The 16,200-nt window shown below is 69.5% G+C and carries 16 protein-coding genes and 2 pseudogenes; 12 read left to right on the forward strand and 6 right to left on the reverse strand.

Annotation, left to right across the window (positions count from 1 at the left end; translation table 11 throughout):
• Nucleotides 1-57 precede the first annotated feature (57 nt).
• The gene (locus tag ABZT93_RS22855) at nt 58-663 is read right to left on the reverse strand and encodes a LysE family translocator (RefSeq protein WP_356107218.1); all 606 of its coding nucleotides are present in this window, start codon (nt 661-663) and stop codon (nt 58-60) included.
• A gap of 196 nt (nt 664-859) precedes the next feature.
• Here ABZT93_RS22855 and ABZT93_RS22860 point away from each other — a divergent pair, with 196 nt between their 5' ends.
• Complete coding sequence (locus tag ABZT93_RS22860) at nt 860-1,969, forward strand: endonuclease/exonuclease/phosphatase family protein (protein ID WP_356107220.1); 1,110 nt, start codon at nt 860-862, stop codon at nt 1,967-1,969.
• A 63-nt stretch (nt 1,970-2,032) separates the two neighbouring features.
• On the opposite strand, the gene ABZT93_RS22865 is transcribed toward ABZT93_RS22860, so the two are convergent.
• On the reverse strand, nt 2,033-3,415 hold the full coding sequence (locus tag ABZT93_RS22865) for a glycine--tRNA ligase (RefSeq protein WP_356107223.1): 1,383 nt from the start codon (nt 3,413-3,415) through the stop codon (nt 2,033-2,035).
• Nucleotides 3,416-3,546: 131 nt separating this feature from the next.
• On the opposite strand from ABZT93_RS22865, the gene ABZT93_RS22870 reads away from it, so the two are divergent.
• The 5 genes from ABZT93_RS22870 to ABZT93_RS22890 all read left to right on the forward strand — a co-directional run bounded on the left by ABZT93_RS22870 (nt 3,547) and on the right by ABZT93_RS22890 (nt 9,194).
• A complete protein-coding gene (locus tag ABZT93_RS22870) occupies nt 3,547-4,494 on the forward strand; it encodes a metal ABC transporter substrate-binding protein (protein ID WP_356107227.1) in 948 nt (315 codons plus the stop codon).
• Nucleotides 4,491-5,267 carry a metal ABC transporter ATP-binding protein gene (locus ABZT93_RS22875; RefSeq protein ID WP_356107230.1) on the forward strand — a complete coding sequence of 259 codons (777 nt, stop codon included), beginning with the start codon at nt 4,491-4,493 and terminating at the stop codon, nt 5,265-5,267. Before ABZT93_RS22870 ends, ABZT93_RS22875 begins: the two co-directional genes overlap by 4 nt.
• Complete coding sequence (locus ABZT93_RS22880) at nt 5,267-6,169, forward strand: metal ABC transporter permease (RefSeq protein WP_356107232.1); 903 nt, start codon at nt 5,267-5,269, stop codon at nt 6,167-6,169. Before ABZT93_RS22875 ends, ABZT93_RS22880 begins: the two co-directional genes overlap by 1 nt.
• Nucleotides 6,170-6,227: 58 nt before the next feature.
• Nucleotides 6,228-6,644, forward strand: a complete 417-nt coding sequence (locus tag ABZT93_RS22885; protein ID WP_123989037.1) for a transcriptional repressor — start codon at nt 6,228-6,230, stop codon at nt 6,642-6,644.
• Between the two features lie 150 nt (nt 6,645-6,794).
• Nucleotides 6,795-9,194 (forward strand): M4 family metallopeptidase, encoded by a 2,400-nt coding sequence (locus ABZT93_RS22890; RefSeq protein ID WP_356107235.1) that lies wholly within the window; start codon nt 6,795-6,797, stop codon nt 9,192-9,194.
• Nucleotides 9,195-9,223: 29 nt separating this feature from the next.
• Here the strand turns inward: ABZT93_RS22890 and ABZT93_RS22895 are convergent, their stop codons facing one another.
• From ABZT93_RS22895 to ABZT93_RS22905, 3 genes are all read right to left on the reverse strand, one after another.
• Complete coding sequence (locus ABZT93_RS22895) at nt 9,224-10,072, reverse strand: isoprenyl transferase (RefSeq protein WP_356107238.1); 849 nt, start codon at nt 10,070-10,072, stop codon at nt 9,224-9,226.
• Nucleotides 10,073-10,091: 19 nt separating this feature from the next.
• Nucleotides 10,092-10,844, reverse strand: coding sequence for a DNA repair protein RecO (recO, locus tag ABZT93_RS22900; protein ID WP_356107241.1), 753 nt, complete (start codon nt 10,842-10,844; stop codon nt 10,092-10,094).
• Nucleotides 10,845-10,946: 102 nt separating this feature from the next.
• A complete protein-coding gene (locus tag ABZT93_RS22905) occupies nt 10,947-11,150 on the reverse strand; it encodes a hypothetical protein (protein WP_356107379.1) in 204 nt (67 codons plus the stop codon).
• A gap of 196 nt (nt 11,151-11,346) precedes the next feature.
• Here ABZT93_RS22905 and ABZT93_RS22910 point away from each other — a divergent pair.
• From ABZT93_RS22910 to bla, 3 genes and pseudogenes are all read left to right on the forward strand, one after another.
• Nucleotides 11,347-11,427: pseudogene (locus ABZT93_RS22910) on the forward strand (transcriptional regulator); the annotation flags it as partial.
• A gap of 106 nt (nt 11,428-11,533) precedes the next feature.
• The gene (locus tag ABZT93_RS22915; protein WP_356107244.1) at nt 11,534-13,033 is read left to right on the forward strand and encodes an alpha/beta hydrolase; all 1,500 of its coding nucleotides are present in this window, start codon (nt 11,534-11,536) and stop codon (nt 13,031-13,033) included.
• On the forward strand, nt 13,017-13,982 hold the full coding sequence (gene bla / locus ABZT93_RS22920) for a class A beta-lactamase (protein ID WP_356107247.1): 966 nt from the start codon (nt 13,017-13,019) through the stop codon (nt 13,980-13,982). The genes ABZT93_RS22915 and bla overlap by 17 nt, the downstream gene beginning before the upstream one ends.
• A gap of 4 nt (nt 13,983-13,986) precedes the next feature.
• Here the strand turns inward: bla and ABZT93_RS22925 are convergent, their stop codons facing one another.
• Nucleotides 13,987-14,412 carry a protein phosphatase gene (locus tag ABZT93_RS22925; RefSeq protein WP_356107250.1) on the reverse strand — a complete coding sequence of 142 codons (426 nt, stop codon included), beginning with the start codon at nt 14,410-14,412 and terminating at the stop codon, nt 13,987-13,989.
• Nucleotides 14,413-14,493: 81 nt separating this feature from the next.
• Here ABZT93_RS22925 and ABZT93_RS22930 point away from each other — a divergent pair, with 81 nt between their 5' ends.
• From ABZT93_RS22930 to ABZT93_RS22940, 3 genes and pseudogenes are all read left to right on the forward strand, one after another.
• Nucleotides 14,494-15,021, forward strand: a complete 528-nt coding sequence (locus ABZT93_RS22930) for a SigE family RNA polymerase sigma factor (RefSeq protein ID WP_356107254.1) — start codon at nt 14,494-14,496, stop codon at nt 15,019-15,021.
• Entirely contained in the window at nt 15,018-15,938 is a 921-nt protein-coding gene (locus ABZT93_RS22935) for a hypothetical protein (protein WP_356107257.1), read from the forward strand. Before ABZT93_RS22930 ends, ABZT93_RS22935 begins: the two co-directional genes overlap by 4 nt.
• Nucleotides 15,939-16,037: 99 nt before the next feature.
• Nucleotides 16,038-16,200, forward strand: a pseudogene (locus tag ABZT93_RS22940) (dihydrodipicolinate synthase family protein); the annotation flags it as partial.

Here is a 16,200-nt window from a genome sequence, read left to right on the forward strand (position 1 = left end):
TGACAGCTGACAGATTTCAATATCTGTCAGCTGTCATTCGTCATGCGTGTTCACACGTCAAGTCGTGGCCAGCTTGGCTCCCAGCAGAACGAAGGACCCCGCGAAACTCCGCCGCAGCCAGCTCATCACCCGGGGCCGTGAGATCACATGGCTGCGGACCGAGGCGGCGAGCACCCCGTACCCGGCGAAGACCACGAAGGTCGCGAGCATGAAGACCCCGCTCAGGGCCAGCATGTGCGGCAGGGCGCGCGGCTCGGAGGGGCTCACGAACTGGGGCAGGAACGCGAGGAAGAAGATCGTCAGCTTCGGGTTGAGGAGGTTGATCAGCACCCCGCGGAGGATCACGCGGCCCGCGGACCGGGGCGCGCCGCCCTCGTCGACGTCGATCACCTCCTTGTCGCGCACGGTCGCCCAGGCCATGTACAGCAGGTAGGCGACCCCGGCGTACTTGACCGCCTGGAAGGCCACGGCACTGGCGTTCAGCAGCGCGGCGAGTCCGGTGACGGTGGCCAGGACGTGCGGCACGATCCCGAGGGTGCAGGCGAACGCGGCGACGACGCTCGCACGCGGACCGCGGGAGAGTCCGGCGGCCAGCGTGTAGACGACGCCGGTGCCGGGCGTGGCGACCACGACGAGGGTGGTGAGGAGGAAGGCGAGGCTCATGCGGGCCACCCTGTCGTCGCCGTGGACCGGGATACAGGGCCAATCGCCCACCGGGCAACAGGACCAATGTGCGGTCCGCCGTTCCGTTCGACACGCTTCACAGCAGCCCGGAGAATAGAGGCTGTCGGCGTGCAGTCATCCAGGCGGCGCCTGGCGTCGACCGTGCGGTGATCCAGCGCCGCCCAGGGAGGCCGCGATGGCCGTCCGTATCGGCACGTTCAACACCGAGAACCTCTTCCGTCGTCCCTCCGTGTTCCGCCTTTCGGACGCGACGGAGCGCAAGGAGGTCCTCGACGATTTCGACACCTTGGTCGCTCTCCTGGACAAGAAGACGTACACCGACGGGGACAAGCAGAAGATCTCGGAGCTCATCCTGAAGCACCGGGCGTACAGCAGCGACCCCGAGAACCCGCCGCTGATCTACGTCAACCAGAACCGCCCCGGGAGGAAGAGCGGGCTCTTCGACACACCCCCGCCGGGGACAGAGCCGACAGAGCTGCCGATCCGCGCCGGCGGCCGGGCGGAGTGGGCCGGCTGGGCCGAACTCGGCCAGGACGACCTGGACATGGCCGCGGTCAGCAACACCGGGCGGGTCGTCAGAGAGGTGAATGCCGAAGTCCTTCTGACGCCCGAGGTCGAGGACCGGCTCACCCTGGACCGCTTCAACGAGCAGGTTCTGGGCCTGGGCTGGCAGCCGTACCCCGTCGATCTGCTGATCGACGGCAACGACCCGCGGGGCATCGACATCGGGATCCTCAGCCGCTTCCCGGTCACATCCGTCCGTCCGCACCTCTTCGATCCGGACCCGGAAGACCCGACGAAGCACCTGTTCAGCCGTGACTGTCCCGAGTACGAGATCCAGCTCGACCAGGAGAGCCTGGTGGTCCTCGGTAACCACCTCAAGAGCAAGTTCAACGACGACCCGGAGCTGCGCCTGCACCAGGCCGAGCGGGTCGCGGAGATCTACCGGGCCGCGCTGGAGCGCACCCCGAACGTCGTGGTCGCCGGAGACCTCAACGACACCCCGAACAGCAAGCCGGTCGAAACGCTGCTGGACGCCGGCCTGCGCGATGTGATGAGTCACCCCTCCTACCAGGGCGACGACCTCGGCACCCACGGCACCTGCAAGCAGCAACGCGACAAGCTCGACTACATCATGCTGTCGCCCGCGCTGTGGGAGAAGGTGCAGCACGTGGGCCTGGAGACGCGGGGCATCTTCGCCCACTCGAACCACTTCAATACCGTCAGGACGAAGATCGACGAGGCATCGGACCACGCCGCGCTCTATGTGGACGTGGCGATGTGACGAAAACGCCCGCCCTCCGGCCGACAGGGTCGGCCGGAGGGCGGGCGTAGAGCGAAGCGGACGTCAGCAGCCCAGCAGGCGCCCGGCCAGGTAGCCCTCGATCTGGTCGAGGGAGACGCGCTCCTGCTTCATGGAGTCGCGCTCGCGGACCGTCACCGCGTTGTCCTCGAGGGTGTCGAAGTCGACCGTCACGCAGTACGGCGTACCGATCTCGTCCTGACGGCGGTAGCGGCGGCCGATCGCGCCCGCGTCGTCGAACTCGATGTTCCAGTTCTGGCGCAGCGTCTGGGCGAGGCCCTTGGCCTTCGGGGACAGCTCGGCGTTGCGGGACAGCGGGAGGACCGCGACCTTCACCGGGGCCAGGCGGTGGTCGAGGCGCAGCACCGTGCGCTTCTCCAGCTTGCCCTTGGCGTTGGGGGCCTCGTCCTCGACATAGGCGTCGAGGAGGAACGCCAGCATCGCGCGGCCGACACCGGCCGCGGGCTCGATGACGTACGGCGTCCAGCGCTCGCCGGCCTCCTGGTCGTAGTAGAAGAGGTCCTGGCCGGAGGCCTTGGAGTGGGCGGTGAGGTCGTAGTCGGTGCGGTTGGCCACACCCTCCAGCTCACCCCACTCGTTGCCGCCGAACTGGAAGCGGTACTCGATGTCCGCGGTGCGCTTGGAGTAGTGGGAGAGCTTCTCGGCCGGGTGGTCGTACCAGCGCATGTTCTCCTCACGGAGACCGAGGCCGGTGTACCAGTTCCAGCGCTGCTCCATCCAGTACTCCTGCCACTTCTCGTCCTCGCCCGGCTTGACGAAGAACTCCATCTCCATCTGCTCGAACTCGCGGGTGCGGAAGATGAAGTTGCCGGGCGTGATCTCGTTGCGGAAGGACTTGCCCATCTGCGCGATGCCGAAGGGCGGCTTCTTGCGCGAAGCGACCTGCACCTGGGCGAAGTTGGTGAAGATTCCCTGTGCGGTCTCCGGACGCAGGTAGGCCACGGAGCCGGAGTCCTGGGTCGGGCCGAGGTGGGTGGAGAGCAGACCCGAGAACTGCTTGGGCTCGGTGAACTGGCCCTTGTTGCCGCAGTTGGGGCAGTTGATGTCGAGGAGGCCGTTCTCCGGGGCGTGCCCCTTCTTGGCCTCGTAGGCCTCCTCCAGGTGGTCCGCGCGGAACCGCTTGTGGCAGGAGGTGCACTCGGTCAGCGGGTCCGTGAAGGTGGCCACGTGACCGGACGCGACCCAGACCTCGGGGGCCAGGATCACGGACGAGTCGATACCGACCACGTCCTCGCGCGACGTGACCATGTAACGCCACCACTGACGCTTCAGGTTCTCCTTGAGCTCGACACCCAGCGGTCCGTAGTCCCAGGCGGCGCGCTGACCGCCGTAGATCTCACTACAGGGGAAAACGAAGCCACGGCGCTTGCTCAGGCTGACGATGGTGTCGATCTTGTCGGCGGCCACGGTGCTCTCTTCATTACGAATGGACGGCAGCGAATGCCTCAGGTTACCGGCGGGGCCACCCCCGGTATCAAATCGGTTCGAGACCCGGACTTTGTTGACAACGGTTTCCATATTTGATGAAAATGACTGTCATGAACGTACGACGTCGCCTCATACCCTCGGTGGCCGCGGCCGCCGCCCTCGCCGCCCTGTCCGCCTGCTCCACCGACAGCGCCGCCGCGGGCGGCAGCGGCAGGTTCGACGTCGTCGCGTCCTTCTACCCGATGGCCTTCCTCGCCGAGCAGATAGGCGGGGACCACGTGCACGTCACGAGCCTGACCGAGCCCGGCCAGGAGCCGCACGACCTGGAGATCAGCGCCAAGCAGACCGCGCAGCTCCAGGAGTCCGACGCGGTGCTCTACCTCAAGAACCTCCAGCCCTCCGTCGACGACGCGGTGAACCAGTCCGAGATCAGGACGAAGATCGACGCCGCCTCCCTCACCTCGCTGGAGAAGCACGGCAACGAGGTCGGCGGCCACGCGGCCGAGCACGACGACCACGCCGACGACGAACTCGCAGGTCTCGACCCGCACGTCTGGCTCGACCCGGTGCGCTACGCGCAGATCGCCCAGGGCGTCGGCAAGGCCTTCGAGAAGGCCGACCCGGCCCACGCGGCCGACTACAAGGCCAACACCGCGGCCCTGGTGAAGAAGCTCGACGCCCTGAACACCGAGTTCCAGAAGGGCCTGAGCGACACGAAGACCAAGGTCTTCATCACCACGCACGCCGCATTCGGCTACCTCGCCGAGCGCTACGGCCTGACCGAGGAGGCCATCAACGGCCTCGACCCGGAGTCCGAGCCGAGCGCCAACCGCGTCAAGGACCTTGAGAAGATGGCGAAGGCCGACGGCGTCACGACCGTGTTCTACGAGACGCTCGTCAGCGACAAGACCGCGAAGACCATCGCCTCCGACGCCGGTCTGAAGACGGACGTCCTCGACCCGATCGAGGGCATCACCGGGAAGTCCCGCGGCAAGGACTACTTCTCGGTCCAGGAATCCAACCTCAAGGCGCTGCGGAGCGCCCTGGGAGCGAAATGACACCGGAGGACGGCATGACCGAGCCCGTCATCGCACTGCGCGGAGTCCGCGCCGACCTGGGCTCGCGGCCCGTCCTGCGCGGCATCGACCTGACCGTGCACCGCGGTGAGGTCGTCGCGCTGCTCGGCGCCAACGGCTCCGGCAAGTCCACCGCCATCCGCACGATCATCGGCCAAGTACCCACTTCCGCCGGGGAGATCGAGCTGTTCGGCACCCCGCGCGGGCGCTTCCGGGACTGGGCCCGGGTCGGGTACGTCCCGCAGCGCACCACCGCCGCGGGCGGCGTCCCCGCGACCGTCACCGAGATCGTCTCGTCCGGGCGGCTGTCCCGGGCCCGCTTCGGCGTCCTGCGCAAGGCCGACCACCAGGCCGTACGGCGGGCCCTGGAGCTGGTCGGCATGGCGGACCGGGCGAAGGACTCCGTGAACGCCCTCTCCGGCGGCCAGCACCAGCGGGTGCTGATCGCCCGCGCGCTCGCCGCCGAACCCGAACTGCTGATCATGGACGAGCCGATGGCGGGCGTGGACCTGGCCAGCCAGGAGGTGCTGGCCCGGACGCTGCGGGATCAGGTCGCCGAGGGCGCCACCGTCCTGCTCGTGCTGCACGAACTCGGGCCCCTGGAGCCCCTGATCGACCGGGCGATCGTCCTGCGCGACGGCTGTGTCCAGCACGACGGCCCGCCCCCGCGAGCGGTCGGCCAGCACGCCCTGCCGGGCCACGACCACGTCCACCCCCACGACCACGAGCCGATGCGTACAGGACTGCTGAGCTGATGGACTTCCTCGACTACGCCTTCATGCAGCGGGCCCTGCTCGCCGCCGTCCTGGTCGGCGTCACCGCCCCCGCCGTCGGCATCTACCTCGTCCAGCGCCGCCAGGCCCTCATGGGCGACGGCATCGGCCATGTCGCGATGACCGGCGTCGGCCTCGGCTTCCTGCTCTCCTGGTCGCCGGTGTGGATGGCGACCCTGGTCTCGGTGCTCGGCGCGGTCCTCATGGAGCTGATCCGCTGGTACGGCAAGACCCGCGGTGACATCGCCCTCGCGATGCTCTTCTACGGCGGTATGGCCGGCGGCGTGATGTTCATCAACCTCGCGCCCGGCGGCTCCAACGCCAACCTGACGTCGTACCTGTTCGGTTCGCTGTCCACGGTCTCCGAGTCGGACGTGACGGCGATCTGCGTGCTGGCCGCGTTCGTGGTGCTCGTCACCCTGGGGCTGCGTCGGCAGCTGTTCGCGGTCAGCCAGGACGAGGAGTTCGCGCGGGTCACCGGGCTGCCGGTGCGCGCGCTCAACCTGTTGACCGCGGTCACGGCCGCGGTGACGGTGACCGTGGCGATGCGCGTGGTCGGGCTGCTGCTGGTCAGCGCGTTGATGGTGGTGCCGGTGGCGGCGGCGCAGCAGCTCACCCGGAGCTTCGCGGCCACCTTCGCGATCGCGGTGGCGATCGGCGTGACGGTGACCATCGGCGGCACCGTGACCTCGTACTACCAGGACGTGCCGCCCGGTGCGACGATCGTGCTGCTGACCATCGGGGCGTTCATCGTGCTGACGGGTCTGGCCACTCCGCTGGCCAGGCGACGGGCCCGGGCGGCCGCCGCCGCGCAGCCCGCCCCGGACCCCGCCGAGTGTGCGATTCCGGCCAGTCGGGGAGCGGACGGCCCGGTCGGTGTCTGACCCGGCACAGGCCGGGCTGGCACAATGGCCCGGCAGGTGCCGAACGAAGGAGGAACCCGTGACGACCGCAGGACCGCCAGTGAAGGGCCGCGCCACCCGGCAGCGGGCCGCCGTGGCGGCGGCCCTCGACGAGGTCGACGAGTTCCGCAGCGCGCAGGAACTGCACGACATGCTCAAGCACAAGGGCGACGCCGTCGGTCTGACGACGGTCTACCGCACCCTCCAGAACCTCGCCGACGCGGGCGAGGTCGACGTCCTGCGCACCTCCGACGGCGAGTCCGTCTACCGGCGCTGCTCCAGCGGCGACCACCATCACCACCTGGTGTGCCGGGTCTGCGGCAAGGCCGTGGAGGTCGAGGGCCCGGCCGTCGAGAAGTGGGCCGACGCGATCGCCGCCGAGCACGGATACGTCAACGTGGCGCACACCGTGGAGATCTTCGGCACCTGCGCGGACTGCGCGGCCGCCCAGGCCTGACCCACAAGGAACGCACAGGGGAGCCGAGGGATAACCCTCGTCTCCCCCTCCTCTGCATGACATGACCCGGACAACCGTGCCACTCTCCTGCCAGCTCTCACGCAGTTCCCGCACGGCACCTCCACCCCCGTCGTCGCAGTAGGAGTACGAGTGAGACCCTCCCCACGAAGATCAGCCGTCGCCGCGTCCCTGGTGGCCGCCGCGTCCCTCCTCGCCGTAGGCGTCCAGACGGTGCCCGCCGCCGCGGGGCCCGCCTCCCCCCACCCCAGCCCCCTGCGCACCGGAGGTCTGGAGGCCAAGCTCTCCCCCGCCCAGCGCACCGCGCTGATCAAGAGCGCGTCCGGCCGGGCCGAGGCGACCGCCGACTCCCTGGGCCTCGGCGCCAAGGAGAAACTGGTCGTCAAGGACGTCGTCAAGGACAACGACGGCACCCTGCACACCCGCTACGAGCGCACCTACGACGGCCTCCCCGTCCTCGGCGGTGACCTCGTCGTGCACACGCCCCCGGCCGCACAGGCGACGGGCACGCTCGGCGCGACCTTCAACAACAACCGCCGTGCCGTCTCGGTCAAGTCCACGACCGCGACCTTCGGCAAGGCGGCCGCCGAGACCAAGGCGCTGAAGACCGCCAAGGCGCTCAAGGCCGAGAAGCCCGCCGCGCAGACCGCCCGCAAGGTGATCTGGGCCGGCTCGGGCACCCCGAAGCTCGCCTGGGAGACGGTGGTCTCCGGCTTCCAGGACGACGGCACGCCCAGCAAGCTGCACGTCGTCACCGACGCCACGACCGGCGCCGAGCTCTCCCGCTTCGAGGGCGTCGAGACCGGCACCGGCAACAGCCAGTACAGCGGCACGGTCACCATGGGCACCACGCTGTCCGGTTCGACGTACCAGCTGTACGACACCTCGCGCGGCGGCCACAAGACCTACAGCCTCAACAACGGCACCTCGGGCACCGGCACCCTGATGACCGACGCCGACGACGTCTGGGGCACCGGCTCCGGCTCCAACACCCAGACCGCCGGGGTGGACGCCCACTACGGCGCCCAGGAGACCTGGGACTTCTACAAGAACACCTTCGGCCGCAGCGGCATCAAGAACGACGGAGTCGCCGCCTACAGCCGCGTCCACTACAGCTCGGCGTACGTCAACGCCTTCTGGGACGACGACTGCTTCTGCATGACCTACGGCGACGGCACCAGCAGCACGCACGCGCTGACCTCGCTGGACGTGGCCGGGCACGAGATGAGCCACGGTGTGACGTCCAACACGGCCGGGCTCAACTACACCGGCGAGTCGGGGGGCCTCAACGAAGCCACCTCCGACATCTTCGGCACCGGCGTGGAGTTCTACGCCAACAACTCCTCCGATGTCGGCGACTACCTCATCGGCGAGAAGATCGACATCAACGGCGACGGCACGCCGCTGCGTTACATGGACAAGCCGAGCAAGGACGGCGGCTCGGCGGACAGTTGGTACTCGGGCGTCGGCAACCTCGACGTGCACTACTCGTCCGGGCCCGCGAACCACATGTTCTACCTGCTCTCCGAGGGCAGCGGCACCAAGACCATCAACGGCGTGACCTACAACAGCACGACCTCCGACGGGGTCGCCGTCGCCGGGATCGGCCGGGCCGCCGCCCTGCAGATCTGGTACAAGGCGCTGACGACGTACATGACGTCCAGCACCAACTACGCGGGCGCCCGCACCGCCGCCCTGAACGCGGCGGCCGCCCTCTACGGCACCAGCTCCGCGCAGTACGCCGGGGTCGGCAACGCCTTCGCGGGCATCAACGTCGGCAGCCACATCACCGTGCCGTCGACCGGCGTGACGGTGACCAACCCGGGCAGCCAGACCTCGACGGTCGGCACGGCCGTGAGCCTGCAGGTCTCGGCCAGTTCGACCAACAGCGGCTCACTGACCTACGCGGCCACCGGTCTGCCCACCGGCCTGTCGATCAGCAGCTCCACCGGCACGATCTCCGGCACCCCGACCACGGCCGGCACCTACAGCACCACGGTCACGGTCACCGACAGCACCGGTGCGACCGGAACGGCGTCCTTCACCTGGACCGTGAACTCCAGCGGCGGCGGCAGCTGCACCTCCACGCAGCTGCTGGGCAACCAGGGCTTCGAGTCGGGCAACACGACCTGGACCGCGAGCAGCGGTGTGATCACCAACGACACCGACGAAGCCGCCCGCACCGGCTCCTACAAGGCCTGGCTGGACGGCTACGGCTCCACCCACACCGACACGCTCTCCCAGTCGGTGACGATCCCGAGCGGCTGCACGGGAACGAAGTTCACCTTCTATCTGCACGTCGACACCGCGGAGACCACCACCAGCACGGCGTACGACAAGCTGACGGTGACCGCCGGGTCGACGACCCTGGCCACGTACTCGAACCTGAACGCGGCCTCCGGGTACGTCCAGAAGTCCTTCAGCCTGTCGGCCTTCGCCGGGCAGACGGTCACCCTGAAGTTCTCCGGTGTCGAGGACTCCTCGCTCCAGACGAGCTTCGTGATCGACGACACGGCGGCGACGACCAGCTGATCCCATGAGGACGCGGGGCGGGTCGGAGGTCAGTCCTCCGGCTCGCCCTTCATCGCTTCCTCCATGGCGAGCAGCTCCTCGTTCGGGACGGCTCCGCCGAAGCGGCGGTCCCGGGAGGCGAACTCGACGCACGCCCGCCACAGGTCACGGCGGTCGAAGTCGGGCCACAGGACGTCCTGGAAGACCATCTCGGCGTACGCGCTCTGCCAGAGCAGGTAGTTGGAGGTGCGCTGCTCGCCGCTGGGCCGCAGGAAGAGGTCCACGTCGGGCATGTCCGGGTAGTACAGGTACTTCGCGAGGGTCTTCTCGTTGACCTTGGACGGGTCGAGGCGGCCCGCCTTCACGTCCTCGGCGAGGGCCTGCGCGGCATCGGCGATCTCGGCCCGGCCGCCGTAGTTCATGCAGAAGTACAGGGTCAGTTGGTCGTTGTCCTTGGTCTGCTCCTGGGCGACCTGCAGCTCCTTGGCGACGGACTTCCACAGCCTGGGCATCCGGCCCACCCAGCGCACCCGGACACCGAGCTCGTCGAGCTGGTCGCGGGTCTTGCGGATGAAGTCGCGGTTGAAGTTCATGAGGAAGCGGACCTCGTCCGGCGAGCGCTTCCAGTTCTCGGTGGAGAAGGCGTAGAGCGAGATGTTCTTCACTCCGGCCTCGATCGCGCCCTGGAGCACGTCGAGGACCCGCTCGGCGCCGACCTTGTGCCCTTCCGTCCGGGGCAGGCCGCGCTCCTTGGCCCACCGGCCGTTCCCGTCCATGACGATCGCCACATGCTCGGGGATCAGCTCACCGGGGAGCTTCGGTGCGCGGGCACCGGACGGGTGCGGCTCCGGCGCCCTGTACTCGCGCCGGCGGCGCCCCAGGATCCCGTTTACGACCATGGTGCTTCTCGTCTCCCTCTCAGGGTTGCTTCTCTACGTAACGCAGGGATCTGAGCCCGCGTTCCAGATGCCAGTGCAGGTAGGCGGAGACCAGCCCGCTGCCCTCCCTGACGTACCGCGGCTCACTCGCGTCCGCGGTCTCCCAGTCTCCCGTAAGCAGCGCGGCGAGGAGTTCCAGGGTCTGCGGCGACGGTACGACGCTGCCGGGCACCCGGCAGTCCACGCAGACCGAGCCTCCGGCGGCCACGGAGAAGAACCGGTTCGGGCCGGTCATGCCGCATCTCGCGCAGTCGCTGAAGCTGGGGGCGTAGCCGTTGACCGCGAGGGAGCGGAGCAGGAAGGCGTCCAGGACCAGGTGGGGCGCGTGCTCGCCCCGGGCGAGGGTGCGCAGGGCGCCGACCAGCAGCAGGTACTGCTGTACGGCGGGCTCGCCCTCGTGATCGGTGAACCGTTCGGCGGTCTCCAGCATGGCCGTCCCGGCGGTGTACCGGGCGTAGTCGGAGACGATCCCGCCACCGTACGGCGCGATGGTCTCGCTCTGCGTGCACAGCGGCAGTCCGCGCCCGATGAGTTCGCTCCCCCGCGCGAAGAACTGCACGTCGACGTGGGAGAACGGTTCGAGGCGGGCGCCGAACTTGGATTTGGTGCGGCGCACGCCACGGGCCACGGCGCGTACCCGCCCGTGACCGCGCGTGAGCAGCGTGATGATCCGGTCCGCTTCCCCCAGCTTCTGCGTCCGCAGCACGACCCCGTCGTCCCGGAAGAGACTCATCGCACACCTCCGCGCGGGGTGTGCGGCACGGTGCCGTCGTGGCGGAACAGGCTCATGGGCCCATTCTCGCCTACCCGGGAGCGTGCTCGTCGGTGACCGTGATTACGGTCGGCCTTCGTCGGCGGGCCGGAACACGGCGGTGATCTCCGGCCGCTCGGCCGGAGTGGCTTCCCGCAGGGCGTCCGGCGCCGCGTCCCACTCCCGGCCGCCGCCGTACGGTCTGAGTTGGACGTACGGCCCCTCATGCCCCATCACGACGCCGGTCCTCCCGGTACGGGTGTCCACGACGTACGAACCCACGGGCATTTTCGTCACCGATTCCCTCCTGACTCCGATTTCATCGGACTCCCCGGCTTTTTCGGGTTTCACTCATCCCTTCTCCACGGTGGCTTTCTTTCCCTACACTCGGCAGGAGTCTGTGCACTACAAGTGCACAGCTCAACAAGGGGGTTGGCCATGGCCAATGGTTCACGGCAGACGGCTGAAACAGGCTGAAAACGAGAAACCTCAACTGGAAATCTCCCAGCGGATCGACACTGCTCTACAAACCGACGGTATTTTCGAGCGGTTGTCCAGGAAGGTCTTCCCGGGGCTTCTCAAGCAGTACTTCCGGCAGGGGGGTAAACCCCCCTGGTGATCCGGCAGTTGACCGGATGGGGCCGCGCCGGTCGATCCGCGAGGCTCCTCGCATGAAGCAGATGACGAAGAGCCTCGCCCTGATCGCCGCCGCCTCCGGTGTCGTCTTCGGTGCCCTGACCCCGCTGAGCGCCTCCGCCGACTCCCGCACCCCGGCACTGAAATGGACCAAGTGCGAGGGCAGCGGCCTCGATCCGCGCCAACAATGCACGACCGTCTCCGTACCCATGGACTACGCGGACCCGCACGGTCCGAAGATCGAGATCGCCGTCTCCCGTATCCGCAGCGAGAATCCGGACGCCCGGCGCGGTGCCCTGCTGCTGATCCCCGGCGGGCCCGGCGGGGACAGCATGAACGACCCCTCGGGGAAGGGGCAGAAGCTGCCGAAGAAGGTGCGTGACGCCTACGACCTGATCGGCTTCGCACCGCGCGGGATGGCCCCCTCGACGGCCGTCGACTGCGGGCTCGAACACCGGGACCTGGCCCGTACGACCCTGCTGCCCTGGCCTTCCCCGGACGGCTCCGTCGACGCGACCATGGCGGCGGGAAAGCGCATCTCCGAGGCCTGCGCGCGCAACGGCGGCGAGCTGATCCGGCACATCAGCACCCTCGACGAGGCCCGGGACCTGGACCGCGTGCGGGCCGCGCTCGGCGAGCGCAAGGTGTCCGTGTGGGGCGTGTCGTACGGCACCTATGTCACCGACGCCTACCTCCAGTTGTTCCCGCGGCGCACCGACCGTGTCGTCCTGGACAGCAATGACAACCCGGACCCCGTGCTGGCGGAGCGCGCCTGGCTCGCCGCGTTCGAGCGGGGCGCCGAGGACAACTTCCCGGAGTTCGCCGAGTGGGCGTCCGCGCCCGGCAATCCGGACCGCGTCGCCGCCACGGCCGCCGAGGTACGGCCCCTGTTCCTGAAGCTCGCCGCCCGCCTCGACCGCGAACCGATCCCCTGGCCGGGTGCCAACCCCGAGGAGCTGAACGGCAACGCCCTGCGCCAGACGATGCTCGACTCCTTCTACGACCCGGACGACTACCCGGCCCTCGCCAAACTGATCCTCGCCGCCGAGAAGGGCACGGTGCCGCCCGCGCCGACGGCGCCGCCCGAGGCCGTGCTCCAGAACGTCACCGCGGTCGCCGCCGCGACCATCTGCAACGACGTCGACTGGCCGAACGACCCGGCGGTGTACCGCGAGGGGGTGGCGAAGAGCCGTGCCGCGTTCCCGCTGACCGGGGGCATGCCGAGGAACGCGATGGCGTGCCCCTCCTGGCCGTGGGAGCCGAAGGAGACACCGGTGCACGTCTCCGACAAGGGCCCGTCCAACATCCTGATGGTGCAGAACGAAAGGGATCCCGCCACCCCGCTCAGCGGTGCTCTCAAGCTCCGCGAGGCGCTCGGCCGGCGTGCCGTCATGGTCCTCAACGACTCCACCGGCCATGACGCCTACCTCGGCAACGGCACCGCGTGCGGCGACGCGACCGTGTCCCGCTTCCTGGCCACGGGCAAGCGGCCCGTCGAGGACCTCCACTGCCCCCGCGATGCAACCAAGGGATGAGCCACCGGCGTCGATCATTGAAGAGATCGTCAACCGTCACCGAGCGAAGGAGAGCAAGATCTTAGGCTCCGGAGAACTGTCCCGACGCACCCTCCTGGCCGCCGGCACGGCCGCCTTCCTCACCGGCACGACCGCCGCGACCGCGTCCGCCGCCGAGGACGACGTCACCGCCCGGCTGCGCGCGCTGGAGGAGCGCTACGAAGCCCGGCTCGGCGTCTTCGCCCACCGCCCCTCGACCGGGCGGTCCGTCCGGTACCGCGCCGACGAGCGCTTCCCGATGTGCTCCGTGTTCAAGGCCCTCGCCGCCGCGGCCGTCCTGCGCGACCTGGACCGGCACGGCGAGGTGCTCGGCCGCCGTATCCACTACACCGAGGACGACCTGGTGATGCCGGGCTCGGACCAGACCAAGGCACATCTCGCGCAGGGCATGACGATCGCCGAGCTCGCCGAGGTGGCCATCACCCACAGCGACAACACGGCCGGCAACCTCCTGCTGCGCGAACTCGGCGGCCCCACCGCCATCACCCGCCTCGCCCGCTCCCTCGGCGACCGGGTCACCCGCCTCGACCGCTGGGAGCCCGAGCTGAACACAGCCGAGCCGTGGCGGCGCACGGACACGACGAGCCCGTACGCCATCGGTCGCACCTACGGCCGGCTGGTCCTCGGCGACGCGCTGAACCGGCGGGACCGGGAGCTGCTCACGCACTGGCTGCTGAACAACACGACCAGCGTGAACCGCTTCCACGCGGGCCTGCCGAAGACATGGACGATCGCCGACAAGACGGGCAGCGGCTCCTACGGCACCGCCAACGACGTGGGTGTCGTGTGGACCGAGGAGGGCGACCCGGTCGTCCTGTCCGTGCTGTCGACCATGCCCGAGCCGGACGCCGTACGGGACGACGCGCTGGTCGCCGACGCGGCCGCGGTGGTCGCCGGCGCCCTGGGCTGACCGCTCAGAACCGCCGGACGTACCGCCGCTGCCAGGGGGTCTCCACCGCTCGTCGGTCGTAGTGCTCGCGCACGTACGCGACCGCCTGCCGCGGGGGCACACCGTCCAGAACCGCCAGACAGGCCAGGGCCGTTCCCGTGCGGCCCCGGCCGCCCCCGCACGCGATCTCGACCCGTTCGGCGGCCGATCGTTCCCAGGCGTCGATCAGGACGTCGCGGGTCTCCCGGTGGTCCGTCGGCAGGCGGAAGTCCGGCCAGCGGACCCACCGGGAGGCCCACGGGACCTCCGGCGGCCCGCCGCCGAGCAGATAGACGCCGTACGACGGTGCCGGCGCGGCCGGATCCAGCGGGTGCCGCAGGCCACGGCCCCGCACCAGGCGTCCGGACGGCAGCCGCAGGATGCCCGGCCCGTGTTCGTCCCACCCCTTCATGCCCTCATTCGAACCCGTCATCGACGCTCGGGCAACCGAATCCGCCCCCACCGTGGTCTGGTGGGCGAGGGAGGGTGCCCGATGCAGGCCGAACAAGAGGAACGGTTCCAGGAATTCGTCAGAGCCAGGTGGTCGCACCTCGTGCGGACCGCCTATCTGCTCACCGGCGACGCCCATCACGCCGAGGACCTGACGCAGACGGCGCTGGCGAAGGCGTACCGCTCCTGGCGGCGCGTGTCCGGCAGCGACAACCCGGAGGCCTACGTCCGGCGGATGCTGGTCACCTGCAACAGCGACCGCTTCCGCAAGCGGCGCGTGAAGGAGTCGCTGACCGACGCGCCGCCGGAGCGGGCGGGCCGCGACGAGGCCGTGGCCCGGGTCGACGAACGCGGGGTGCTGATGGCCGCCCTGGCCCAACTGCCGCCCCGGCAGCGGGCCGTGATCGTCATGCGCTACTGGGAGGACCTGTCGGAGGCGGAGGCCGCCGAGGTGCTCGGCTGCTCGCAGGGCACGGTCAAGAGCCAGGCGTCCAAGGGGCTGGCGAAGTTGCGTACGTATCCGGGGCTCGCGCAGGTCATGGACCGCGCCCCGCAGGGAGGCACGAAATGACTGAGGAAGAGGAGCGGGACTTCGAGGAGCGGGACTTCGAGGAGCAACTGCGGGAGCTGCTCGCCGAGGACGCGTACACGATCCGGCCGTCGCCGGTGCCGTATCCGCGGATCCGCCGCCAGGGCGTGGTCGAGCGGCGCCGGCGGGTGGCGGTGGCCGGGGCGGTCCTGGCGACGCTGGCCACCGTGCCGGTGGGGGCGTTCGCGGTGGGCGGTGCTGGAACGGGCACGGCGGACACGGCGACGACACCCAGCGCGTCCGCGTCACCGACCGCCACACCGACACCCACCCCCAGTGGGCCCACGGGACCGGCCACAGCTGAGCAGCTCCGCGACGGGATCACGCCGGAGCAGGCCGTCGAAGGGCTGGACAAGTGCATCGCCTGGAACCGGAAGAACGTGGCCATGGGCTCCCGCGACCTGCACCTGGGCAAGGCCGACGAGTACCGGATCCTCCTGGCTCTGAACAGCACCGGCAACACCAACTCGCCGGGTGACGGCATCTTCGTCGTCGCCGTGAAGGAGATGCCGTCGGAGGTCCGGCTGGTCTGCAACATCAAGGACGGGCAGGCCTCCGGGCTCGACTTCAGTGGCGGCAGCGACCGTCAGTCCGACTCCCCGCCCGTGCTGCCCGACGTCAACACCAACAAGCTCTACCAGCAGGACTTCCTGAACAAGGGCAACTGGAAGCTGCCGTTCAGCTGGGGCTTCATCGGCACGGTGGATCCGACGGTGGCCAAGGTGACCGTCTCCTACGGCGGTGCCGGCAGCGAGGCGGTCCTCGACCACGGCTGGTTCGTCGCCTCCGGCACCCTGACCCAGCAGGTCACCAGGAACCCGCACATCAAGGGCTACGACAAGGGCGGCAAGCTGATCTACGACTCCGACGAGGACAAGACGTACCAGCAGGTGCAGTAGCAGGGCAGCTCGGGCAGGGGGCGCCGTACAGGGGTCGGCGCCCCCTCACCCGGTGACGGAGGGTCATGGGACGGCCGAACGTCCCCTCGTTACTCAGGCTCGTCGACCAGCCCGGTCCCGGTCATCGCCTACGACCTGCCGAGCGGTGTCCACACCCAACTTCCCGCGGACGCGGTCCTGGACCTGGCCGCCCATCGACGGGGCCCTCGCGGTCGGCGCGGACGGGGCGGCGCCCGGTCTCGCCGACGGCGACCCCGAGGGG

This window comes from Streptomyces sp. NPDC005303 (assembly GCF_040607335.1).
In the GTDB taxonomy this organism is placed as follows: domain Bacteria; phylum Actinomycetota; class Actinomycetes; order Streptomycetales; family Streptomycetaceae; genus Streptomyces.

Bases quoted from the DNA above. Each gene is read 5' to 3' on its own strand.
- ABZT93_RS22855 (WP_356107218.1), bottom strand. From the start codon at position 663: ATGAGCCTCGCCTTCCTCCTCACCACCCTCGTCGTGGTCGCCACGCCC.
- ABZT93_RS22860 (WP_356107220.1), top strand. From the start codon at position 860: ATGGCCGTCCGTATCGGCACGTTCAACACCGAGAACCTCTTCCGTCGT.
- ABZT93_RS22870 (WP_356107227.1), top strand. From the start codon at position 3,547: ATGAACGTACGACGTCGCCTCATACCCTCGGTGGCCGCGGCCGCCGCC.
- ABZT93_RS22875 (WP_356107230.1), top strand. From the start codon at position 4,491: ATGACACCGGAGGACGGCATGACCGAGCCCGTCATCGCACTGCGCGGA.
- ABZT93_RS22880 (WP_356107232.1), top strand. From the start codon at position 5,267: ATGGACTTCCTCGACTACGCCTTCATGCAGCGGGCCCTGCTCGCCGCC.
- ABZT93_RS22895 (WP_356107238.1), bottom strand. From the start codon at position 10,072: ATGGTCGTAAACGGGATCCTGGGGCGCCGCCGGCGCGAGTACAGGGCG.
- recO (WP_356107241.1), bottom strand. From the start codon at position 10,844: ATGAGTCTCTTCCGGGACGACGGGGTCGTGCTGCGGACGCAGAAGCTG.
- ABZT93_RS22905 (WP_356107379.1), bottom strand. From the start codon at position 11,150: ATGCCCGTGGGTTCGTACGTCGTGGACACCCGTACCGGGAGGACCGGC.
- ABZT93_RS22915 (WP_356107244.1), top strand. From the start codon at position 11,534: ATGAAGCAGATGACGAAGAGCCTCGCCCTGATCGCCGCCGCCTCCGGT.
- bla (WP_356107247.1), top strand. From the start codon at position 13,017: ATGCAACCAAGGGATGAGCCACCGGCGTCGATCATTGAAGAGATCGTC.
- ABZT93_RS22925 (WP_356107250.1), bottom strand. From the start codon at position 14,412: ATGAAGGGGTGGGACGAACACGGGCCGGGCATCCTGCGGCTGCCGTCC.
- ABZT93_RS22930 (WP_356107254.1), top strand. From the start codon at position 14,494: ATGCAGGCCGAACAAGAGGAACGGTTCCAGGAATTCGTCAGAGCCAGG.
- ABZT93_RS22935 (WP_356107257.1), top strand. From the start codon at position 15,018: ATGACTGAGGAAGAGGAGCGGGACTTCGAGGAGCGGGACTTCGAGGAG.